The 23743-nt window shown below is 45.0% G+C and carries 23 protein-coding genes and 1 riboswitch; of the genes, 11 read left to right on the top strand and 12 right to left on the bottom strand.

What is annotated here, in order from left to right:
- The first annotated feature begins 209 nt into the window (after positions 1 to 209).
- The 8 genes from porV to B2Z67_RS12800 all read left to right on the top strand — a co-directional run bounded on the left by porV (position 210) and on the right by B2Z67_RS12800 (position 8094).
- Positions 210 to 1379, top strand: coding sequence for a type IX secretion system outer membrane channel protein PorV (gene porV, locus B2Z67_RS12765; protein ID WP_291530221.1), 1170 nt, complete (start codon positions 210 to 212; stop codon positions 1377 to 1379).
- Between the two features lie 128 nt (positions 1380 to 1507).
- Positions 1508 to 3235 carry an ATP-binding protein gene (locus B2Z67_RS12770; RefSeq protein WP_291530222.1) on the top strand — a complete coding sequence of 576 codons (1728 nt, stop codon included), beginning with the start codon at positions 1508 to 1510 and terminating at the stop codon, positions 3233 to 3235.
- A 33-nt stretch (positions 3236 to 3268) separates the two neighbouring features.
- The gene (gene ispF / locus B2Z67_RS12775) at positions 3269 to 3748 is read left to right on the top strand and encodes a 2-C-methyl-D-erythritol 2,4-cyclodiphosphate synthase (protein ID WP_291530223.1); all 480 of its coding nucleotides are present in this window, start codon (positions 3269 to 3271) and stop codon (positions 3746 to 3748) included.
- Positions 3749 to 3769: 21 nt separating this feature from the next.
- A complete protein-coding gene (locus B2Z67_RS12780; protein WP_291530224.1) occupies positions 3770 to 4792 on the top strand; it encodes a metallophosphoesterase family protein in 1023 nt (340 codons plus the stop codon).
- Between the two features lie 85 nt (positions 4793 to 4877).
- Positions 4878 to 5963, top strand: a complete 1086-nt coding sequence (locus B2Z67_RS12785) for a Gfo/Idh/MocA family oxidoreductase (RefSeq protein ID WP_291530225.1) — start codon at positions 4878 to 4880, stop codon at positions 5961 to 5963.
- Positions 5964 to 5994: 31 nt separating this feature from the next.
- Complete coding sequence (gene thiD / locus B2Z67_RS12790) at positions 5995 to 6858, top strand: bifunctional hydroxymethylpyrimidine kinase/phosphomethylpyrimidine kinase (protein ID WP_291530226.1); 864 nt, start codon at positions 5995 to 5997, stop codon at positions 6856 to 6858.
- A gap of 4 nt (positions 6859 to 6862) precedes the next feature.
- The gene (locus tag B2Z67_RS12795) at positions 6863 to 7474 is read left to right on the top strand and encodes a thiamine phosphate synthase (protein ID WP_291530227.1); all 612 of its coding nucleotides are present in this window, start codon (positions 6863 to 6865) and stop codon (positions 7472 to 7474) included.
- Positions 7475 to 7584: 110 nt separating this feature from the next.
- Positions 7585 to 8094, top strand: coding sequence for a DUF6155 family protein (locus tag B2Z67_RS12800; RefSeq protein WP_291530228.1), 510 nt, complete (start codon positions 7585 to 7587; stop codon positions 8092 to 8094).
- A 151-nt stretch (positions 8095 to 8245) separates the two neighbouring features.
- Here the strand turns inward: B2Z67_RS12800 and B2Z67_RS12805 are convergent, their stop codons facing one another.
- The 11 genes from B2Z67_RS12805 to B2Z67_RS12855 form a co-directional block, all read right to left on the bottom strand.
- Positions 8246 to 9019, bottom strand: coding sequence for a sulfide-dependent adenosine diphosphate thiazole synthase (locus B2Z67_RS12805; protein WP_291530229.1), 774 nt, complete (start codon positions 9017 to 9019; stop codon positions 8246 to 8248).
- 112 nt (positions 9020 to 9131) lie between these two features.
- Positions 9132 to 10850 (bottom strand): phosphomethylpyrimidine synthase ThiC, encoded by a 1719-nt coding sequence (thiC, locus tag B2Z67_RS12810; protein WP_291530230.1) that lies wholly within the window; start codon positions 10848 to 10850, stop codon positions 9132 to 9134.
- Between the two features lie 84 nt (positions 10851 to 10934).
- Positions 10935 to 11558, bottom strand: a complete 624-nt coding sequence (locus B2Z67_RS12815; protein WP_291530231.1) for a thiamine phosphate synthase — start codon at positions 11556 to 11558, stop codon at positions 10935 to 10937.
- A 61-nt stretch (positions 11559 to 11619) separates the two neighbouring features.
- Positions 11620 to 11713, bottom strand: a riboswitch (TPP riboswitch).
- Between the two features lie 203 nt (positions 11714 to 11916).
- Positions 11917 to 12459: a DUF6705 family protein gene (locus B2Z67_RS12820; RefSeq protein ID WP_291530232.1), complete on the bottom strand. Its 543-nt coding sequence runs from the start codon at positions 12457 to 12459 to the stop codon at positions 11917 to 11919.
- A gap of 92 nt (positions 12460 to 12551) precedes the next feature.
- The gene (locus tag B2Z67_RS12825) at positions 12552 to 13097 is read right to left on the bottom strand and encodes a DUF6705 family protein (RefSeq protein WP_291530233.1); all 546 of its coding nucleotides are present in this window, start codon (positions 13095 to 13097) and stop codon (positions 12552 to 12554) included.
- Between the two features lie 90 nt (positions 13098 to 13187).
- Positions 13188 to 13730: a DUF6705 family protein gene (locus B2Z67_RS12830; protein ID WP_291530234.1), complete on the bottom strand. Its 543-nt coding sequence runs from the start codon at positions 13728 to 13730 to the stop codon at positions 13188 to 13190.
- 90 nt (positions 13731 to 13820) lie between these two features.
- Positions 13821 to 14363: a DUF6705 family protein gene (locus B2Z67_RS12835; RefSeq protein WP_291530235.1), complete on the bottom strand. Its 543-nt coding sequence runs from the start codon at positions 14361 to 14363 to the stop codon at positions 13821 to 13823.
- A gap of 20 nt (positions 14364 to 14383) precedes the next feature.
- The gene (locus tag B2Z67_RS12840; protein ID WP_291530236.1) at positions 14384 to 15796 is read right to left on the bottom strand and encodes a hypothetical protein; all 1413 of its coding nucleotides are present in this window, start codon (positions 15794 to 15796) and stop codon (positions 14384 to 14386) included.
- A gap of 859 nt (positions 15797 to 16655) precedes the next feature.
- Positions 16656 to 17198: a ClbS/DfsB family four-helix bundle protein gene (locus B2Z67_RS12845; protein WP_291530237.1), complete on the bottom strand. Its 543-nt coding sequence runs from the start codon at positions 17196 to 17198 to the stop codon at positions 16656 to 16658.
- A gap of 9 nt (positions 17199 to 17207) precedes the next feature.
- Positions 17208 to 18059 carry an AraC family transcriptional regulator gene (locus B2Z67_RS12850; RefSeq protein ID WP_291530238.1) on the bottom strand — a complete coding sequence of 284 codons (852 nt, stop codon included), beginning with the start codon at positions 18057 to 18059 and terminating at the stop codon, positions 17208 to 17210.
- Positions 18060 to 18163: 104 nt separating this feature from the next.
- Positions 18164 to 19021 (bottom strand): hypothetical protein, encoded by an 858-nt coding sequence (locus tag B2Z67_RS12855; protein ID WP_291530239.1) that lies wholly within the window; start codon positions 19019 to 19021, stop codon positions 18164 to 18166.
- Positions 19022 to 19172: 151 nt separating this feature from the next.
- On the opposite strand from B2Z67_RS12855, the gene B2Z67_RS12860 reads away from it, so the two are divergent.
- The gene (locus B2Z67_RS12860) at positions 19173 to 19943 is read left to right on the top strand and encodes a DUF4846 domain-containing protein (protein WP_414630813.1); all 771 of its coding nucleotides are present in this window, start codon (positions 19173 to 19175) and stop codon (positions 19941 to 19943) included.
- Here the strand turns inward: B2Z67_RS12860 and B2Z67_RS12865 are convergent.
- Positions 19940 to 20998 (bottom strand): porin, encoded by a 1059-nt coding sequence (locus B2Z67_RS12865; RefSeq protein WP_291530241.1) that lies wholly within the window; start codon positions 20996 to 20998, stop codon positions 19940 to 19942. The two genes, B2Z67_RS12860 and B2Z67_RS12865, sit on opposite strands and share 4 nt — an antisense overlap.
- 575 nt (positions 20999 to 21573) lie before the next feature.
- Here B2Z67_RS12865 and B2Z67_RS12870 point away from each other — a divergent pair.
- Complete coding sequence (locus B2Z67_RS12870; RefSeq protein WP_291530242.1) at positions 21574 to 22551, top strand: hypothetical protein; 978 nt, start codon at positions 21574 to 21576, stop codon at positions 22549 to 22551.
- Between the two features lie 94 nt (positions 22552 to 22645).
- Entirely contained in the window at positions 22646 to 23725 is a 1080-nt protein-coding gene (mnmA, locus tag B2Z67_RS12875) for a tRNA 2-thiouridine(34) synthase MnmA (RefSeq protein WP_291530243.1), read from the top strand.
- Positions 23726 to 23743: the final 18 nt, after the last annotated feature.

Consider the following 23743-nt stretch of genomic DNA (forward strand, 5'->3'; position numbering starts at 1 on the left):
AAAATAAATACCTATTAATCATAATTCTAAGGAACTCTTCTTTCACCTACCACCCCGCCCTGCGGGCACCCCTCCTCCCAGGAGGAGGGGAATAGAGATACTCCGCGTTCGTCCGCTTAATCCGTGTAGTCCGCGTATCTATTCTCGTCGCCTAAATCTTATTTATATAAGTTAATTGCAGAGACTTTAGTTCTATAAAACAATATTGCATGAAAAAGCCTGTCTTGTTCTCAATTATAGCTTTCTTGTCCGTAACCCTGTTTGCACAGGACAAGAACCAGTTTAATCCGGTCAATACCGGTGTAAACTCTCTGGGTATCGCTCCCGACTCCCGCGGTGGCGGTATGGGCGACGTAGGTGCGGCTACCGATCCGGATATAAACTCCCAGTACTGGAATCCGGCGAAATATCCGTTTACCATTGGGCGTGCAGGCTTCTCTGTTTCTTATACCCCCTGGTTGCGTAAATTGGTGAATGATATTGACCTGGGTTATCTTGCAGGATATTATCGTATAGGAGATTATCAGGCTGTCAGCGGTTCTTTGCGCTATTTCTCCTTGGGTGAGGTTCCGATTAATCAGGATGAATATAGTCAGGGATATAGCATCAAGCCCTATGAAATGGCGGTAGACGTGGCTTACTCCCGCATGCTTTCCGAACATTTCTCTGCTGCTGTGGCATTACGGTATATTTACTCGGACTTAGCTTACAGGGAAGATGAAGAAGTTTCTCCCGGTTCTGCTTTTGCCGCCGATATTGCGTTCTATTACACTAATTACATCATACTTGCCCAACGCGAATCCATGCTCTCTTTCGGATTGAATGCTTCCAATATCGGTACAAAGATTTCGTATGATAGTGGTAATACCAGCCAGTTTCTTCCTACCAATCTGCGTTTGGGAGCTTCTTTGAAGTTTCCGGTAGATAACTATAATACCATTGGAATCAGCTTTGATGCCAATAAGTATATGGTTCCCACCCGTCCTATCCGTGGCGAAGACGAGTCACAGGAAGAATACGAAGTGCGGTTGGAACGTGATTATAATGATATATCTCCCATTAGCGGTATCTTCAAGTCCTTCAGTGATGCGCCAGGTGGTTTCAAGGAAGAGTTGCAGGAAATACAGTGGTCGTTAGGTTTGGAGTACACTTATAACGAACAGTTCTCTCTCCGTGGCGGTTATCATTGGGAACACGAGAATAAGGGAAACCGCAAGTACTTCTCTTTTGGTGCGGGCTTCAAGATGAATGTTATCTCATTGGATGCTGCTTATCTGGTGTCTACGGCTCAGAGTAATCCGCTCGACCAAACTCTTCGCTTTACGTTAGGTTTCGATTTGGATGGAATTAAGGAGTTATTCGGAAGCCGCAGAAGATAAAAGAGGGGCAGGCTTTTTCTATACCTTTATATATTAGGAACAAATCCTTATTGTATACTACATTGGAGTAAATTTATTATCTTTGCCGATATACAAGTAAAGAGTATATCAGTAAAAAGTGCATTGTTATGGTTCAGGCAAAAAAAATACCTTACGGAATATCCGACTTCAACCGGATGAGGGATGGCAATTTCTATTTTGTAGATAAAACCATGTACCTGCCGCTCATCGAAGAGATGCCCAGCTATCTCTTCCTGATCCGCCCGCGCCGTTTCGGTAAAAGCGTATTCCTGAGCATGATGCGCACCTACTACGACATATCCCAGCAAGACAGCTTCGACAAATACTTCGGCGACCTGTGGATAGGTAGCAACCCCACCGACCAACGCAACGGATACCAGGTATTGTATTTCGACTTCTCCAAAGCCAACCTCGGCAACGGGTCGCTAAAAGAGAACTTCAACGACTACTGCAACATCCAACTCACCGACTTTATGCGCCGCTATGCCTCTTATTATCAGAACGAAGGCATGGAAGAACTGCTGCACCGCTCTCAAGCTGCCGATAAGCTGCACTGGCTGGAAGCCACCGCCAAGCGCCTGGGCTATCCGCTCTTCCTTATTGTCGACGAGTACGACAACTTTACGAACACCATCCTTAGTGAGCACGGACACGAGATGTTCCATGACCTCACCCACGCCAGCGGCTTCTACCGTGAATACTTCAAGCAATTCAAGGGGATGTTCGACCGCATCTTCATGATGGGCGTCAGCCCCATCACACTCGATGACTTATCCAGCGGGTACAATATAGACTGGAATATTTCGACTGACGAAGCATTCAATGCCATGATGGGCTTCAGTGAAACAGAAGTGCGAGAGATGTTCCATTATTACCGGCAGCACGGTATGCTGACAGAGAACATCGAAGCCATGATTGCGGAAATGAAGCCGTGGTACAATAACTATTGCTTTGCCCGGAAAAGCCTGAATGATGACAGAGTCTTCAATTGCGATATGACCCTTTACTATCTTAATTATCAAATACAGAAACATTCTGCTCCCGAAGAAATGGTAGACAAGAATATCCGCACAGATTACAGCAAACTTAAAATGTTAGCGCGGATAGACCGTGACACAGCACAAAGCAACAACCGCATGACCACCATCGAAGAAATAGCCGTCAGGGGCGAAATACTCATAGACCTGCGCACCTCTTTCCCCGCAGAGCGGATAACGGACATAGATAACTTCCGCAGCCTGCTATACTATTACGGGCTGCTCACCATGTGCGGCACCCGGGGAGACATGACCAAAATGTGTATTCCCAACAACTGCGTCCGCGAACAATATTTTGGCTTCCTGCGTGAATATTATCAGAAATATAGTTCCATTGATTTACACTACTTGAACGTCATGTTGGCCAACCTTGCCTACGACGGACAATGGAAGCCCTGCTTTGAACTCATTGCCCAGACTTACCATGAAAACTCCGCCGTGCGCGACACCATAGAAGGCGAACGCAACCTGCAAGGTTTCTTGAAAGCCTACCTTTCTCTCGCCTCCTACTACCTGATGAAGCCGGAACTGGAAATGAACTACGGCTATTGCGACTTTTTCCTTTTACCCGACAAACAACGCTATCCCGATGTGAGCCACAGCTACATACTGGAACTGAAATATGCCGCCCGCACAGCCACCGACAAGGAACTTGAAATACAAGCCAAAGAAGGACGCCAACAACTGTTGCAATATAGTGCCGATAAGGTAGCACGACGTCTGGCTGAAGGCACCCATATACACCTCCTGTTATTGCAGTTCCGTGGATGGGAGATGATAAGGTGCGAAGAGGTGTAACGCATTCATTCAATTAAAAATAAGGAAAACGATATGATAATACGTGTAGGTTTTGGTTTTGATGTTCATCAATTAGTGGAAGGACGCGAACTCTGGTTAGGCGGTATTCGCCTGGAACATGAAAAGGGGCTACTTGGACATTCGGATGCCGATGTGCTAATTCATGCCATTTGTGACGCCCTGCTGGGGGCTGCCAACATGCGCGATATCGGCTATCACTTCCCCGATACGGCAGGCGAGTTCAAGAATATCGACAGCAAGATATTATTAAAGAAAACTATGGAACTGATTGCAACGAAAGATTACTTCGTAGGAAATATCGACGCAACCGTCTGTGCAGAACGTCCTAAGCTGAAACCTTATATTCCCGCCATGCAACAGACTCTGTCCGAAGTGATGGGAGTGGACGAAGACGATATCTCCATCAAGGCCACCACTACAGAAAAACTTGGCTTTACCGGCCGTGAAGAAGGTATTTCAGCTTATGCAACAGTGTTGATACTGAAAGAATAACCATATAAAACAATAATCCTCATGAAGAAAATCTCTTTAACTCTAACTCTATGTCTGGCTTTCCTGATTACTCTGTCCGGCTACGCGCAAGTCATTCCTTTAAAGTTTAATGCAAACGGAGAATTTAAAATCGTTCAGTTCACGGATATACATTTCAAGTATAATAACCCGGCTTCGGAAGCTGCCCTGAGCCGTATCAAGGAGGTTCTTGATGCCGAACATCCCGATTTGGTGGTTTTTACAGGCGATCTGGTTTATTCTGCTCCTGCCGATGTGGCAATGCGTACAGTACTTGACTGTGCTTCTTCCCGCAATATCCCGTTTGTAGTAACTTTCGGTAATCATGATGACGAACATGGAAAGACTCGTGCTGAACTCTATGATGTTGTCCGCTCCGTATCCTATAATATCCAACCCGACCGTGGAGCAGTTGACTCTCCCGATTATATTCTTCCACTGAAATCCTCGGATGGCAAGAAAGACGCCGCCGTGCTCTATTGTCTCGACTCTCACTCTTATTCCAAACTTCCGGATGTAAAAGGATATGGCTGGTTAACGTTCGACCAAGTGAACTGGTATCGCCGGCAAAGTGCGGATTATACCGCAAAGAATGGCGGAAAACCTTTGCCTGCTCTTGTTTTCTTCCACATTCCTTTGCCGGAATACAATGAAGCGGCCTCCAATGAAAACACCATTCTACACGGTACGCGTATGGAGAAAGCATGTGCTCCTGCGGTTAATACTGGCATGTTTACCGCCATGAAAGAAGCCGGTGACGTAATGGGTGTTTTTGTAGGTCACGACCATGATAATGACTATTCTGTGATGTGGAATGGTATTGTGTTGGCTTACGGTCGTTTCACAGGCGGCAATACGGAGTACAATCATCTTCTGAATGGCGCCCGTGTCATTGTGTTGAAAGAAGGAGAACGCACTTTTTCCACCTGGATACGCTTGAAAGGCGGTAAGATTGTCAATAGTACCGTATTTCCTGATAGTTATGTGAAGGATGATTGGCGCAAACGTCCGTTGGTGACGGAATAATTAAAAATACTTAGTCATCCGCATATCCTTCTCACCTATATATGATAATTGTAGCAGAATACTTACTTGTAAGCAAAGAATCAATATGAATCAGATAAAAACCGGATTGGCAGCCTTCGGAATGTCGGGGCAAGTGTTTCACGCTCCCTTTATCTCCACCAATCCTCATTTTGAACTGACCGCTATCACTGAACGAAGTAATAACCTGTCGCGGGAGAAGTATCCGCAATCCCGTGTTGTGCGCAGTTTTGATGAATTACTGGATGTGGACGGGTTGGAGTTAGTCATTGTGAATACACCGGACAGTTCTCATTATGAATATGCCTGTCGTGCCCTCGAAGCCGGCAAGCATGTTATTGTAGAAAAGCCTTTCACTACGACCGTAGAAGACGGTGAGGAACTTGTGGCCCTTGCCGCAGAGAAAGGACTTGCGTTAAGCGTGTATCAGAACCGTAGGTGGGACTGTGACTTTCTTACAGTGAAAGAAATCATAAACAAAGGATTGCTGGGACGCTTGGTGGAATTTGAATCTACCTTTCCCCGTTACCGCAACTTCATCAAGCCGGACACCTGGAAAGAAACCGGGAAAAGCGGCGGCGGACTGACTTATAATCTGGGCGCTCACCTCATAGACCAGGCTGTGCAATTGTTTGGTATGCCCGAAGCGCTGTTTGCCGATATCGCCACACTGCGTACAGGTGGCAAGGTAGATGATTATTTCGTTATCCACTTGCTGAAACCGGCAAAGGCACCGAAAGTTAAGATAACCCTGAAAGCCAGTTACCTGATGTGTGAGAATGAACCGCGCTTTGTGCTTCACGGAACGGAAGGCTCTTACGTCAAATATGGTCTTGACCCGCAGGAAGAGGATTTGACGAAAGGTCTGCTGCCCGACACTCCGCATTGGGGTGAAGAGGATGAAGCCCGGTGGGGAATGCTGCATACGGAAAAGGATGGCATCGTAAGACGTGAGCCTTATCCTACACTTCCCGGCAATTATACTGCTTTCTACGAGAATGTCTACCGGCACATTCGCCAGGGAGAACCTTTGCAGAGCGATGCTCGTGGTGTGATAGACGTTATCCGCCTGATAGAAGCGGCATGGGAGAGTAGCATAACGCAGAGTGTGGCAAAGCTGAACATGAAAGCTGATCATGAAAGTATAATATAAAAGTATAACCTTCTGCATAAGCAGCAGTGGCATGAATAAGAAAGTGATTGTGTTCTCCATTGCCGGATCTGATAGTTCCGGAGGAGCAGGCATACAGGCGGACGTCAAAACCATATCGGCATTGGGTGGATACGCGGCGGCAGCGTTAACGGCGGTTACAGTGCAGAATACATTAGGGGTACAGGATGTTCACTATATGCCGGCAGCGTTGGTGGGGCGGCAGATGGCGGCTGTGATAGAAGACCTGCAACCGGATGCGGTCAAGATAGGAATGACCGGAAGTCTGGAGATTATAGATGAGATAGCCCGTGTGTTGCACCTGTATTCTCTCCGGCAAATCGTATTTGACCCTGTGATGGCATCTACCGGCGGACGCAGACTAATGGCAGATGAAGCTGTGGAAGCTATTTGCACGAAACTGTTTCCGGAGGTAACTCTTGTGACGCCCAATTTGCATGAGGCGGAAATCCTGTTGCAACAACCTGTTCGTACTATTGATGATATGAAGCAGGCTGCATGTCTGCTGTATGAAACATATCGGTGTGCGTTCCTTATTAAAGGAGGACACTTGGCGGGTAATGATATGTGTGATGTGCTTCATGACGGCAAGGAAGTTCATCTTTTGTATGGCAGGCGCATCGACTCTGAAAACCTGCATGGCACGGGGTGTACTCTTTCATCTGCTATCGCTACTTATCTGGCACAAGGATTATCTCTGTATGAAGCGGTGGCGCGGGCAAAAGAATATGTCTCTCAAGCCATCGAAGCCGGAAAGGATTTGCATATAGGGCAGGGGAACGGGCCTTTGTGGCACTTCCCTCAATCAATAAATCAGCACTTCTCTCAATCAACAAATCAGCATTTTCCTCAATCTGCAAATCAAATTGAGAGATAGAATCATGAAACTTATCGTCATTACATCACCGGATTTTCTTCCTGACGAAGCACGTATCATTACCCGGCTCTTTAAGGCAGGTCTGCATTTGCTTCACGTACGAAAACCCGATGCCGGTATTCATCAAGTCTCCAACCTTCTACAAGAGATACCCGCCGAGTACAGAAGCCGGATTGTGATTCACGATTTCTTTTCCTTAAAAGATGATTTCTCTTTAGGAGGTATCCATCTGAATGCACGCCATCCGGCAGCGCCCGAAGGTTATCAGGGATTACTCAGCCGTGCCTGCCATAGTCTGGAAGAAGTACAAACTACTGTATCAGGTTTCGACTATGTACTGATGAGTCCGGTTTACGACAGCATTTCAAAGCAGGGATATCGTTCGGGTTATTCGCAGGAGGCTTTGCGACAGGCGCAGGCTGCGGGTATTATAAATAAGAAGGTCGTTGCACTGGGAGGAATCAGTGCAACGAACCTTGCAGAGATAAAATCCCTTGGATTTGGCGGAGCAGCTTTATTGGGCGATATCTGGAATCGCTACCACACATGGGATGATGCAGAAATGCTTCTTTCCTATTTTGAGAAGCTACAGTCTATCATCCATGTCATCGGATGAGAAATGCAAAGCCAATTTGCAGATACACATTGATATCTGGAAAAGTTACAAGTAAGTCCTTTTCTCGGTGTTTAGAACTTAATTATTGATATCTGAAATACACTATTATTATGTCTAAAGCACAATTAAAGAAGCAACTCTCCTCACTGAGTAAGGAGCAAATCATTGAAGTAGTACTGGAACTTTACGATGCTCGTAAGGAGGCCAAAGAATATCTGGAATTCTTCTTAAATCCCAACGAGGACGGGAAACTGGAAGGATACAAGAAAGTCATCCGTGACGAGTTTTTCCCCAAGCGCGGAGAACCTAAAACCCGCTTCAGTGTCTGTCGGAAGGCGATATCAGACTTCAAGAAATTGAAGCCACATCCAGCCTGTCTCGCAGACCTTATGCTTTACTACATTGAAACGGGATGCGAAATGACAAACCTGTACGGCGATATGTGGGAGCAATATTACACCACTATGGAAACCAATTTCAATAAGGCAATGGCGCTGATTGCGCAATCAGGATACATGGAACAGTTCAGTGAACGAATAGAGAAGATGCTTAAGTCGGTAGAGGATTGCGGATGGGGATTTCCCGATACGTTGTATGGCATTTATAATGAATATAAATAGGTGTAGTGGTGAAACTATGTATGCCTGACATGGCTCATTTTACCGGAATACCCCTGCTGTAGTATATTACAACAGGGGTGTTTTTATAGAAGTGGTGCTTCTGACACATTCTTCCAAAATATCATTATGCCGAATAACGGTACATGACTATCTACTTCTTCAACCTCGCAATAATCTCATCAGCAACCTTCTTACCTGACATCAACATGCCCCCGAAGATAGGCCCCATGCGCGGAGTGCCCGAAACAGCAGATGCAGCCATGCCGCAAACGTACAATCCAGGGTAGATTTCTTTGGTTCCGTTCACTACCTCGTCCTCTCCGGCAACGACGTCCATTGAGCGTTCGCCGATTACGCCACCTGTTTCTGTGGCCAGGCGGATACCATTCTTGCGGGCTACGGTGGCGGCAATTTCGCTATCGTGTCCTGTACCGTCTATTACTATTTTGGCGAGAATGTTCAACGGGTCTACGTGCATGCCTTGGCGCAGTACGGGAGTCCAGTTTACTACGATGCCGTTCACGGTGTTGTTTTTAAAGATGACATCTTCCACGGAATAGCAGTTGAAGATAGTGGCGCCCGCATGAACAGCCTGGTAAAGCAGGGCGGAAGTGCTTTCTACAGAGTCCATAACGTACAGACCGTCTTCGTACTTCTGGTGGTTGATATTGAATTCCCTTACAATGTCGATGGCTTCTTCCTGAATGACAATCTGGTTGAACATCATGGCGCCGCCCCACATGCCACCGCCGGGAGCAAGCTTACGGTCGAATTGAGCTACTTTCAATCCGGCTTTTGCCAGATAGTATGCAGCTACTATGCCCGACGGACCACCACCTACGATGGCAACGTCCAAATCGAGGTTTCTCTCTAATTTCTCGAAATAGGTACTGATGATACCTTTGGATACTTTGGTTTCAATCATAATGTAATAAGTTTAAAAAGTTATTTCTCTATTAGTACTCATAAGTAAGTGTTCATAATTAGTTTATACTTTGATAGCGCCCCTCAGCATAACGGATACAATCTATGAACATTCACTTATCTCCGTTCTCTGTCTCCGCATCATACTCGCAATTCCTCAACCGCTGACTGATGCGCATGGCGCAGAAGTTGGGGCCGCACATGGTACAGTACTTCCCGTCGAGATGATTGGCCTCCTTATAATATTGGAGTGCGCGTTCGGGGTCGAGACTCAGGTTGAACTGGTCTTTCCAGCGGAATTCGTAACGGGCCTTGCTTAGGGCATCGTCGCGAACCTGTGCACCCGGGTGACCTTTGGCAAGGTCGGCAGCATGTGCGGCAATCTTGTACGTGACTACTCCTACGCGTACATCTTCTTTTTGCGGCAGGGCGAGATGCTCTTTCGGCGTTACGTAGCAAAGCATCGCCGTACCGTACCAACCGATTTGTGCCGCTCCGATGGCGCTCGTGATGTGGTCGTACCCCGGTGCGATGTCCGTTACCAGCGGGCCGAGGGTATAGAAGGGCGCACCGTGGCACTTCTCTATCTGGCGTTCCATGTTCTCCTTGATTTTATGCATCGGCACATGTCCCGGGCCTTCGATGAACGCCTGCACGTTCTTTGCCCAGGCACGCTGTACGAGTTCGCCCATTGTGTCGAGTTCGGCAAACTGTGCACGGTCGTTGGCGTCGCGGATGGCGCCCGGGCGCAGACCGTCGCCCAATGAGAGGGCTACGTCGTACTGTGCGCATATATCGCAGATGTCGTCGAAATGTTCATACAGGAAACTCTCCTTCTGATGCATCTTGCACCATTGGGAAATGATGCTTCCGCCACGGCTCACCATGCCGCAGAGGCGATTGTTGGCGTAATGTATGTTCTTCAGGCGGATGCCGCAGTGGATGGTGAAGTAGTCTACTCCCTGCTCGCACTGCTCTATCAGTGTGTCGCGGAACAACTCCCAGGTAAGCTCCTCTGCCTTGCCATGCACCTTCTCCATAGCCTGATACATGGGAACTGTGCCCACCGGAACGGGGCAGTTGCGGATTATCCATTCCCGTGTTTCGTGGATGTTGGCTCCTGTGGACAAGTCCATCAACGTGTCTCCGCCCCACTTGCAACTCCAGACGGCCTTTTCCACTTCCTCTTCAATGGTGGAAGAAGTTGCCGAGTTGCCGATGTTGGTGTTTATCTTTACAAGGAACCTGGAACCGATAATCATAGGCTCAGCTTCGGGGTGGTTGATGTTAGCAGGCAGTGCGGCGCGTCCTGCGGCTATTTCATCGCGCACAAACTCGGGCGTGATGTGAGTCGATATGCCCAGTTCCCGGCAGTTCATGTTTTCGCGGATGGCAACGTACTCCATTTCCGGGGTGATGATGCCTTGGCGGGCGTAGTACATTTGTGTAATCTGCCGGCCGGCTTTGGCGCGGTAGGGCAGGGTGATGTGGTCGAAGCGGAGGGAGTCGAGGGTCTGGTCTTCGAGGCGCATCTTGCCGTATTCGGAGGTGATTTCCGTCAGTCGCTCTACTTCACGTTCCTGTATCCAGGGTTCGCGGAGGCGGGGCAGACCTTTCTTTAAATCTACCTGACGGTTGGGGTCGCTGTATGCGCCGCTCGTGTCGTAGATGTACACAGGGGCGTTTTCTGTGACAACGTCCTGTCCGTTGTCCACCATTACGGTGGGCGTGAGGTTCACTTTTCTCATACCTACTTTCAGGTGGGGGAAGAGCGTGCCCGGCATGTAGACTTTCTCGGAGTTGGGATAAGTGATTTTTGTTTTATCTTCCATGATTTTACTGATTAATTGCTATTGGGTCAGTTTGGTTACTATTGAGGCAGCTGTTTGATTACTGTTAAGCCGGTTGTTTGATTGCTATTGGGTCAGTCGTATGATTGTTTCCATTTCGCGTACCGGATTTTCGGCTTTCAGGATGCCGCCGCTCAGGGCTATTCCGCTCAGTCCCAATGCTTTCAGCTCAGGGATGTCCTCGCGGGTGATTCCGCCGATGGCGACAATGGGGATTGACAGTCCTTCCTGCTGCATCCGCGTGAGGATGGCGCGGTAACCGTCCGTTCCCAGTATGGGCGATAGCCTTTGTTTGGTAGTAGTGAAGCGGAAGGGACCGCAGCCGATATAGTTGGCGCCGTGGGCGGCGTGTTGGCTGATGTCATCAAAGGTGTTGGCGGTTGCGCCGATGATGAAGCCGTGTCCCAGTCTTTCCCTTGCTGCTTTTATGGGCATGTCCAGTTTTCCTAAATGGACGCCGTGGGCGCCAATTTGTTTTGCGAGGTCTACGTGGTCGTCAATGATGAAGGTCGCGTTGTGGTATTGGCGGCAGAGGTGTTGCACGCGTAGGGCTGTGTCTTCGAGTTCATCTTCGGGGGCGTCCTTCATCCGTAGCTGTATCCAGCGGCAGCCTCCCCGGAGGGCAATGCGTGCGGATTCCAGGTATGAGATGGATGGCGTGAAATGGGTAATGAATTGTACGTCAAACATTTGATGTCTGATTTTAAGGGTTCTACTTGCAGAAAGGGGACGGCAGTATAAAACGAATAGTAGAATATAGAAAGAAAATTCCCTTCGACGGTACTAACCGTATCAGGTTCATTGGGTATAATCTCAGCTATCTTATAGCACCCCCTTTTCCGGCGGCAAAGTAAGGGGGAATGTTTTTAATGGGAAAGGGAGTGGGTGGTTTTTTAGGATTATTTAAGGTTGGGCGAAGCGAAGGTATAAAAGTTAAAAGCACATAAATTCATTTCATATATTTCTGAATTATGAAGTAAAGGTAGCCGAATGAGCTACCTTTACCATGAATATCTTCCCATATGCAACAAAAGCTCAGAGTGTTTGCTTACTCCTTAGTCATTATCACATCTACAGGAACAGAGAAGCCGCGAGGGAACCATTCTTCCGGGGAAGGAATCATATCTTCTATATAATCTCCCTCTAATGCAACCCACAAACCTTCCTTTTCATTCAGTTTCCAATGAAGTTTATTAGGAGCAAGCAAATCCATTGTTCCTCCCGATATTCCTTTCCCATTTAGATGTTTCTTTCGCTGGTCGTAGAAAGTGAAGCCCAGATAATTAGGGGTATTACTTGACGCATCTATATAGATGTTATGCAATGGTGCAGGAGTCTTTGTTTCCCAAGTTATAGGTATCGGCTTTATGTAATTTTCTTTAATTATGCCATCCACGCTGAGAGAATAACCGCCAAGAACAATATTCCAATTACCTATGTAATCCTTGGCTATCCCTTTTTGTAATTTGACCTTAAAAACAGAATCATTCTTTTGATATACCCATGTCCCTACAAAAGCGTCATAATTTGCTTGGGAGAATACTCCCATACAAATGAATACAAAAACTAAAAGCACATACATTCGTTTCATGCTATTTCTGAATTATGAAGTAAAGGCAGCTTATTCATCTGCCTTTACTATGAATATCTTCCCATTCATACAACCAAAGTTCAGAGTGCTTTCTACTCCTTGGTCATTATCACATCCACAGGAACAGAGAAGCCGCGAGGGATCCATTCTTCCGGGGAAGGAATCATATCTTCTATATAATCTCCCTCTAATGCAACCCACAAACCTTCCTTTTCATTCAGTTTCCAATGAAGTTTATTAGGAGCAAGCAAATCCATTGTTCCGCCAAGTATTCCTTTGCCGTTCAGGTGCTGCTTGCTTTGGTCATAGAAGGTGAAGCCCAAATAATTAGAAGTATTACTAATAGCATTAATATAGATATTGCATGATGGTGCAGAAATACTGGCATCCCATTTTGCAGGTATCGTTTTTATATAATTCTCTTTAACTACTCCCTTTACACTGAGATAATAACCACCAAAAATTTTAGTTTTATCTCCAAATTGCCCATATTTTGCTATACCTTTTTGCAATTTGATTTTAAATATCGTATCATTCTTTTGATATACCCATGTCCCTACAAAAGCGTCATAATTTGCTTGAGAGAATACCCCTATACAAATGAGTACAAAAACTAAAAACATATAAATTCGTTTCATATATTTCTGAATTATGAAGTAAAGGTAGCCGAATGAGTTACCTTTACCATGAATATCTTCCCATATGCAACAAAAGCTCAGAGTGTTTGCTTACTCCTTAGTCATTATCACATCTACAGGAACAGAGAAGCCACGAGGGATCCATTCTTCCGGGGAAGGAATCATATCTTCTATATAATCTCCTTCTAATGCAACCCACAAACCTTCCTTTTCATTCAGTTTCCAATGAAGTTTATTAGGAGCAAGCAAATCCATTGTTCCTCCCGATATCCCTTCTCCATTTAGATGCTTCTTGCGTTGGTCGTAAAAAGTGAAACCCAAATAATTGGGAGTATTACTGGAACCTTTGATAAAGATATTACATGATGGTGCAGAAATACCAGGAACCCATGTTGCAGGCATCATTTTTATGTAGTTTTCCTTGACTACTCCCTTTACACTGAGATAATAACCGCCAAAAATAGCATTATAATTTCTTGGATAGCTTTCCACAATACCTTTTTGTAGTTTAATTTTAAAAATAGTATCATTCTTTTGATATACCCATGTCCCTACAAAAGCGTCATAATTTGCTTGAGAGAATACTCCCATACAAATGAGTACAAAAGTTAAAAGCACATAAATTCGTTTCATATATTTCTGAATTATGAAGTAAAGGTAACCGAATGAGCTACCTTTACCATGAATATCTTCCCATATACAACAAAAGCTCAGAGTGTTTGCTTACTCCTTAGTCATTATCACATCTACAGGAACAGAGAAGCCACGAGGGATCCATTCCTCCGGGGAAGGAATCATATCTTCTATATAATCTCCCTCTAATGCAACCCACAAGCCTTCCTTTTCATTCAGTTTCCAATGAAGTTTATTAGGAGCAAGCAAATCCATTGTTCCTCCTAATATACCTTCTCCATTTAGATGCTGTTTGCGCTGGTCATAAAAAGTGAAACCCAAATAATTAGGGCTATCACTGTAAGCTTTAATAAAAATATTGCATGACGGTGCAGAAATACCGGGAACCCATTTTACAGGCATCATTTTTATGTAGTTTTCCTTGACTACTCCCTTTACACTGAGATAATAACCGCCAAAAATAGCATTATAATTTCTTGGATAGCTTTCTACAATACCTTTTTGTAGTTTAATTTTAAAAATAGTATCATTTTTTTGATATATCCATGTTCCTACAAAAGCGTCATAATTTGCTTGAGAGAATACTCCCATGCAAATGAACACAAAAAACAAAAGCGTATAAATTCGTTTCATATTTCATTTATATTAGTTGATTAATTGCAATTATAGTTTGAAATACTTGCATTGCCATTACTGTTCTTGGCTTCCCAAGCGCCTAAAGTCGCATTGCTATTACTATCATAAGATGCGTTGTTCCATAATACATCCAATCCAGAAAGAGAATCTTTCAAGTAATCTATAAATTTGGCAATGACAGCATCAACACCATTAATATCCTTTTTTCCATGCATAATATCATATTTATCTTTCATTTTCGGGTCATTCAATACTTTTTCCGCAAAACCCTTGAACGCATTTTCCGAAGTAATCACTAACGTGAAGCATCCCATGCTGCTTACCACCCCGTAAGAGAAATTCGCCACATCTATTTGGCCACGCTGATACCTTGTAGCCAATACCTTCAAATCTGCCCACGACGGATAAGGTCCTCCTGCCGGATGACTGTGATACTGTTCCACAATCTTCTCGCCACTCAATGAAGTACCTGCATATCCCACATGTTCCGCCTCTTTTTTAGTAGGGTAAACATACTTATCAGAGGTAGTCTTAATCCACCCATTTTCGGTGTCACCCACACGGTAATTCTGCACCGCATTGAACAAATCGTTTACTTTCGATTTTAATGTAACATTGCGTGACAATCTTTTTGCCGAACCACAAGGAGACCTATCTTGATCTAAATCCTGAGGTACAGTAGTAGTGTCATTATTACCATTATTGCCGCCACCACTGGCACCACTGCCACTAGTGAAACCACCGGAAGAGCCGGAAGAGCCGGAAGTACCGGAAGTGCCGCCGTTTGTTCCGCTGGGATCAATCAATGTCATGGAAGAAGTATAGCCATCAAGCCAGCAATGCCAGCCCTTGTCTAGCAATAAGCCGCCCACCCCAGCAAAAGCATGCGTACATTTCCACACCTCATATACGTTTCTTGTTTCTGCATCAGGAATATAGGAAGCAAAGCTTATCCCGCTTGCCGGTGTCTTGTACAGGGCGTTAATTGTGAAATAGTCGAACATCCAAGTCTCCTCCACACCATCGCCGCCTACACGTGTGGTTATGCTTTCGCCCATATCACGCGTGTATATCCTGTAAATTGTAGAGTCTTGTCCCATGGAGAAAAACCAAATACTGTTTATCTCGGAATCAGGAACAGTGCTTTTTACCGGAACGGCATACACTGTGTTTTCCCCTTCGGGAAACCAATGCGCCTTCCCCCAAAGAGGATAGCCGTATTCGTTTACAAAGACAGACACGAAATCAGAAGAGTCATTTTTCTGCTTTAACTGTTCGGTAATCCAACACACATTTTCATCTGCACCGACAGTGTTGAAAAACCGGTCAACCTTACTGTTCCCTATAAAACCCTCCTCCTGCACACAAGCATAAAAACACCCCAGCAGAAACAAAGAAAACAGGCAATAGGCCAAAAATACCTTTCTCATAGTATTAAAATTATGCTACCAGTTTCCCGGATGTAACGATTAAAAATAAAAAGTGTGGGAACTTATTGCATACATCTTCATTCTGTCCATTTTTGCAAAATTTGTTTATAGAAGACAATGCCAATAACACTTTCTGAAAATTATTTTTTAATACAAGAAACAAATATCAGCCACAATATATTAATCAATTTTAATTTTACAATAATAATACAAGAAAAAATACCAACCAAATATTTAGTTGTTATTTAAACAATATTAACCGTAAATAAAAAGATTCGCAATTATGAATTTGGAGTGGTGGGTGGTTGCGGGATGCAAGTGTTTTATTGAGATAATTTGCTTTGCTTTGTGGTGGTGCGGAAACCTCTCCGGAATGTGTTCTGGGAGGGGTAGTCTAAGTATACGACTGAGATAGTCTAAGTATACGACTGAGGGTATCTCAGTCGTATAGTGAGATAGGCTAAGTATGGGAGTGAGATTATGAAGGGTAATTCGGGTTTGGTATTTGTATTCTTTTTTTTGTAAATCAGTGGCTCGTTGGTGTTTTGCTGCATTATGTTAATGATATGCAAGCAAATTATGACGAGATGCTAAATGCTATTTGAATTTTTAGATAAATTGGGCAAAGTTTCGGTTATGGGGAGAGTTACTGTTGGGTGGTCTTTATCCTCACTTTATTTAGTATGAAGCAACCACTTTATTGATGTCAATAAGATGGTCGATATTAATAACCATCAGTAGCGTTATTAATAAATCATTGTCGCGTTTTTAAAGAATATGCCCATCGTTTTTAAAGAATGTGGCCATCGTTTATTAACAGCGAAAAAGAGGCTTTAAAACCTGTCACTAATGTGATATATTACTTCCCTACCAAAGCCTTCTTGTGTTTCTTAAGCTTCTTCATCGCCCAATCATAGTGGCTCGAAGTAGCCGAAACACAGTAAGCGCCCAATGGTGAAGTCCCCGTCCAGTCGAAAGTCTTTTTGGCGAATAACTCATCGTTAGAGAAAGCCTCAATCAAAGCTATTACATCTTTATGACTTTCCTTTAGCATCTTTTTAGCATCCGTCAATGATGTATTCTGATGCTTACCCCAGAATTCAACATTCATTGCCTGATACGTTTTCCAGTTGTACGGCTCAGGAATGAAAGGCTTTGACTCGCCGTTGCGGTTGGAGTTTATCCAGTTCAACAGCAGTTGATGCCACTCGTACAAATGTACCAACACATCGCGCAGATTCTTATCCCTGTCCCAGTGCGCCTCTTTGCCTGCCGCAGCCATTTCGCTGCCGAATGTAGCGTTTTGTTGTTCATCACTCATAAGCTCAATGAGTTTCCACATTTTATCGAACTGCTCATTGGCAGCAATTACTAAATCTGTTTTTGTTGTTGCTCTTGACATAGTTTCTTTTTATTTTATAGGTATATAAACTTTGGTAATCTGCTCTTCGTCGTTTCCTTCAGAGTAACTGACGTATTCCTCAAACGCCATTCCGTGACGTAAGTCGTAATCAAAGTTGACACTGATACGGTTGTATAATTCCTGAAGTCCCGAATAACCGCCTCTTAAAGTATAAACGGCAAACTTGCCTTTTCGTAATTGAATTGTGCCGAACTCTCCTGTCGGGGCAATCTTCTTCTCTACAGAGGCACAGGCATAGAAACGGCAATGTTCGGATTTGGTTATATTGGGGTCGTCAAAACTTAAGCCAATGAAGCGGGTTGTTGCCGACAAGGCTTGTTCGTCTTTCAGGAAACGGACAAGTTTGTTCCACGCAATTCTGTAAGGCTCATCTTCTCCGTATTTCCCGATAATCCGTATATAAACCAGTTCCAAGTCTTTTTCTTCACAAACTTCCGGTTGCAGATGATTCCCGCGGTTTCCACTACTTTTACTTTTCACATAGCCCGTTAGCCGACTTTGAAGTTCGTCCATATATGCTTTCGGAGATATGCCGAATTGTTTCTTAAAGGCTTTGGAGAAAGATTGCGGGTTGTCGTAACCAACCATTTCTGCGAGTCGTGTCAGACTCATTTCCTCTGTTTGCATGTACAATACCGCACGCTCCATGCGTTGCCGTGCCACGTATGAGTATAGAGACTCATTCAGTGCCGAACGCATAATACGAAGTAACTGTCGTTGCGAAACATTGATTTCATTAGCCAATGTATCCAACAGCAAAGGTTTGTACAAATTCACACTGATATAGTCAATTACCTGATTGACTTTTTGCTGATATATATTTTCCGTACTGCTTCGCATATTCAAGATATTGAGTGTAAAGATATGGATTCCGTACGGATTGGGTGTTGTCCAATCTCGCCAATTTGCATGATGACTCTTAGTTGTGCCTGTGAATGGCTTTATTATCCCCCCTTTATCTTAACATAATTCAGCCTCGTGTACTGCTTATTCCCCGAAGTATAGGTACGTGCAATGCGTGCTGAGGCAACGTTTACCGTTTCTCCGGGTTGGAATGCATGTGCCGTGTCGGGCAATTGGCACGACTCGCGGCTTGCCGCATGGGCGCTTATGCGGAAGGTGACAAGATTACCGATAGGGTCTTCCAGTGTAAGCACCTGCCGGACGTAGAAATAAGGAATGTTTTCTTTTACGATGGTCTTGTAAGGGTCATCTTCCAACCGCACATGGAGCACTTTCAGGGTAAGACCTTCCACTTTCTCTCCTTCCTTTCCCAGAAAACGGCTGGTGGAATACTTCTGGCGTGCCTGCCGCTTCTGAACATCGAGGTGTACGGAATGATATATCTTCGCTATCTGCACAAAACGTTCCTGCTTGGGAATGCGTGGGGTAAACTTATAGGCAACCCAACTGATATACCCTGGGTCGATGCGGAAGATTTCGTGCAGGAAGTGCCCATGGTATTTACCGTGTGAGATGATATCGTCCCCTTTGCTCTGCATACGCTTGGCATTGTACTCCATCAGTAGCAGGCAGCGCGAAGAGTAATAGCACAGGCTGCTTGCTGCCCGCAGGCTCTCGTTGATGTCTTCGGAAAGGTCTTGGATGTAGAATATGGACAGCCGTTCGGGCAAAGGCGAGTAAATCCATAATGAATAGCGGGGATATCCATGGCGGGGCAATACAACAAGATAAGCGCCTGCCTCTTTGTAGGAGGCTCTTCTCCGGTTGTATTCTGTGAGCTTCTTATACAACAGGTCTTGTTCTGCTTCGGATATACCCGGAATAATTGGATTTGCCATAGATACCAGATTATTTATTCAAAGATATGATTTTCCGGGCAAATAATCAAGCTTTGTATGGTGCAGATACATATTATTGTTACTTTTACCCTGTCATATTTAAAATACTTAATCTGATATGAAAAAGATATATTTGTTCTATGCACTTTGCATGTTTTCCATAGCCTTGTTGAATGCACAAAGCGTTGAAAGCCGTATTGCACCTCCTGCGGGGTATGTGCGCGAGGCTTGTGAGCAATCATCCTATACCGTTTACCTGCGCCGGTTGCCGTTACTGCCGCAAGGGAGTAAAGTGTTGCTCTATAATGGAAAGGAAAAGAGGAATCAGGCAGCAGCATTTGCCGTGGTGGATATGGAAATAGGTAACCGCGACTTGCTGCAATGCGCGGATGCCGTGATACGCCTGCGTGCGGAATACTTATGGGCGCAGAAACGTTATGATGAGATTAAGTTCAATTTCACAAGCGGGTTTAAAGCAGAATATAAAAAGTGGGCAGACGGAAATCGCATCAAAGTAAATGGCAATGCCGTGCAATGGTATGCATCCGGAGGGCGCGACTATTCTTATCAGACTTTCCGTAAATATCTGGATATTGTTTTCATGTATGCCGGAACGGCTTCTTTGTCGAAAGAACTTGTCCCAGTTCCTTATGCGTCCTTGAAGCCCGGTGATGTATTTATCATAGGCGGTTCACCGGGTCATGTAGTCATTGTAGTGGATGTGGCGGTGCATCCTCAAACAGGGAAGAAGGTGTTTCTGCTGGCGCAAAGCTATATGCCTGCCCAGCAGATTCACATATTGGTTAATCCCGCTAACCGTAAACTATCGCCCTGGTATGAGCTTTCCGACACTGATGAAGGTAAACTCTATACCCCGGAATGGGTGTTCGGGAAGAAAGACCTGAAACGTTTTGCGCTTTAGAATCTTACCATCAGCTCCAACACCACCTTATCCTGTTCCGATTCCTTGGCTATGCTGTTTTTGGCATAGAAGTACTTTTCGACATTCAGGCGGAGGTCTGTTTGGAATGCCTTGCCGAAGCTGAAAGTGAGGCCACCCGTTACGCGATGCCGTTTATAGTCGGTAGTGATTAAAGCGCCGGTTTCTGCATCCGTAGCCTTGCCGTCGCTCTGGCTGGTCATCATATCGTAGCGCACGAGGAAAGACATTTTATTGAATACCTTTCTTAAAGGCAAGTCGTAGTTGATAAAGCTGTTTACGGAGTGTACATCGTCGTAAGCATTGTCTGCATACGTTTTATACAGATATTCCCCTTCAATATGAAGACGGCCGGATTCGTAGAAAAGTCCTACGTCGTAAGAATTAATCTTCACGTCCTGCGGCTGGATACCCTGTGCGCTTAAAACCAGGTTCAGCTTCTTGGCAAACCGGAATTGCGCCTTGGTGGAGTAATTCACCTCTTTGTGCCACTTCTTTTGGTCGGTCAGTCCCGAACCGTTGTACAGTCCGCCCTCTAACGTGACAGGTACTTCGGTGCCGAATGTATAACCTAACGTAACACCAACGTCACGTACATTACCAACCTGTTTCGCTATGAACGACCGGTTGGCAAAGTATTGCTGGTGCGGCGACCGGTGGGCGTCGATGGTGAACGGCACACGCATCTGCCCCGCGCTTATCGTAAAGTCCTTTATTAGGAAGAGGCGTGCATAAGCATCCAGCATCTTGATTTGTCCTTCGTCGGAGAGGTCGATTTCAGCTTTGTAGGCCACTATCGGCAGTACGTTGCCTGTAAGGCTGACGCGTGCGTTGCGCACTTCGAAGCGTCCGGCGCCCATTCCGGTCTGATATTCATATTTGGAGCGAATCGTTCCATGCACTTCCGGCAGATAGTCTTTGGTTTCCAGTTGTTCCTTATCTATTTTCTTTCCGTCTTCGTTGTGATACGGATTCTGAGCGCTTACGGCCAGAGGCAATAGCAGGATGGCAAATAGCAATAATGCATTTTTTTTCATAATTTCCAATTATAGTCTATTAATTTATGGGGGGCAAAGTACGGTAATAGATGTTATGTTCCTGTGTCATAGGTATTTCATTTATGTTACAATGGGGTGCCATGCGTTATTCTCGGCGGCAAAGATATGGAGAAATGTTGGTTTCCGGAGTAATTGCAGCAGAATTTCTGTGCCTCTGTCTTCAAACATAGTCGTCCGCCTACCCATTTCGTGCAATTCGTGATTCGTAAAAGATTACAAATGGAAATCCCTGTATTACTCATCATAAATCAGTCGTATACCGAACCCTATTCACTATACGACTGAATGGCATTCAGTATACGACTGAACCCTATTCAGTCGTATACTCATTTCACCCCTCTCAGAACATGTTTTGGATGGGGGTAAATGGGCTTTTGAGCAAGTAAGGAGTATAGTAAACTTTCTCAATAAATAGCTACAAGAAACGAGGTAATTCAGAATAGCTGTGCGAATAAAATTTTGGTGCGGTCATCCTAAAAAAGGTATGTTTTTCTGTTTTATCTGCCTGAAATCATCTACTTTTGCGAATTAAAACAAAATAATAAAGTTCTGTTATGAAACGTTTCTTTTTTATCATTTGTGTGCATGTGCTGTTTTGTACGGTAGCTGATGCCCAGATAAACATGCAAGACTCTACAGTGCAGGTAATGGCCTATTGGAATATAGGAGACAAGTATGACTATTCATATCATCATAAGGTGTACACGGTAGAGAATGGTGACACCGTAGTGGCCCGTGAATACACTTCCCCTTTTTCCATAGAAGTAGTGGATTCTACAGCCAATAGTTATACATTGGAGCTCCGTTCTCAAGGCTCGCAGTACGAGGTGATGGATGAGACTACGAAGATGATGAGTGAAATAGAAAACCCGGCAGGCAGGAATATGCTGTTCCGTATTAAAACCAATGAATACGGAACTTACCAGGGTATTGAAAACATGGCTCAATGTATGGATACCCTGAACGTGGTGCTTGAGCAGATGGAAGAAACCTATCGTAAAAAGATTCGTGAAACAATGACGGAGCAACAAGCAGATGAAGCTCTCGGAAAAATGAAACAAATATTACAGAGTATGCGAAGTGAACAGCTGCTGCTTGCAGCCGTCAAGCCTTATTTGCGTCTGTTCAGCTTTCACGGATATTACTACCCGATAGATATGGAAACCTCCTCCAATATGAAAGCGGAAACCTTTTACAGTCCGGGCGCTCCTATAGATTATACATCTACGGTATGGACTGATGGTGTTGATCCTGAGACTTCCTATGCCTATTTTGGCTGGGAGAATGTTTACGACAGTGACCAGTTGATACAGGCCTATCTGAAATATATCGGTAAAACATTGCTTGATGGTAAAGAGCTGTCCGATTCTCCGGAACGTCCTTATGTGTTCGTAAAAGATAATACCTGGATTGCCGTGCATACAGATACCGGCATTACGACAAGGGTCAGTTATGTGAAAGAAAGCGGGCAGGGTAAAAAGCAAAATATAGAAGAGGAGGAGATTGAAATGCTCTTTGACGAAGATGAATGATATCTTTATTGGGAAATGAGCCGAATCGTTCTCACCGATAAATTATCATTTAGTGCTATTATTGTAGATAAGCGTTATTAATTCTAAACATCAAATGGAGAAACCGGAAAAGCGGGTATTGGTAGGCATGAGCGGCGGTATAGACAGTACCGCTACCTGCTTGATGCTGAAAGAGCAGGGGTACGAGATAGTTGGTCTCACCATGTGGGTATGGGGAGATGAACCTGTTGAAGCCCGCCGGCTTGCCGATACTATGGGCATTGAACATTATATAGTGGACGAGCGCGAAACCTTCCGCAAAGTAATCGTGCAGAATTTTATAGACGAATACTGCCGGGGACGGACACCGAACCCTTGCGTAATGTGTAATCCCCTGTTTAAATTCCGAATCCTTGCAGAGTGGGCAGATAAACTGGAGTGCGCCTTTATAGCTACCGGGCATTACTCCCGCCCGGAAGAACGGAACGGGAAAACATACATCGTTGCCGGAGATGACGACAGGAAAGACCAGTCTTATTTCCTCTGGCAACTGGGACAGGAAGTGCTGAAACGGTGCATTTTCCCCCTGGGTACATATACCAAAGTGAAAGTACGCGAATACTTGCGCGCAAAAGGCTATCAGTTGAAGGCCGAAGAAGGGGAGAGCATGGAAGTATGCTTCATTAAAGGCGATTACCGCGACTTCCTGCGCGAGCATTCTCCTGAGATAGACCGTGAAATCGGTGCCGGATGGTTCGTCAACTCCGAAGGGGTGAAGTTGGGAGAGCATAAGGGGTTTCCTTACTATACCATCGGCCAGCGGAAAGGTCTGGATATCGCCTTGGGCAAACCGGCTTATGTATTGAAAATCAATTCGCAGAAGAATACAGTGATGCTGGGCGACGCTGAACAACTGAGAACCGAATATATGCTTGCCGAACAAGACAACATAGTAGACGGGCAAGAGTTCTTCTCCGCTCCTGATTTAACGGTGCGCATCCGCTATCGCAGCAAACCGATTCCCTGCACTGTAAAGCGCCTGGAGGATGGACGTTTGTTTGTACACTTCCTGACTGAAGCATCGGCCATTGCACCCGGTCAGTCCGCCGTGTTCTATATAGGCAGGCGGGTAGTGGGCGGCTCGTTCATTGCATCGCAGCGGGGCATCGGGTTGGTGATTGCAGAGAATTTATGAATGATAATATAGCGAAAC

It is taken from the genome of Bacteroides sp. UBA939 (assembly GCF_002293435.1).
Lineage (GTDB): Bacteria > Bacteroidota > Bacteroidia > Bacteroidales > Bacteroidaceae > Bacteroides.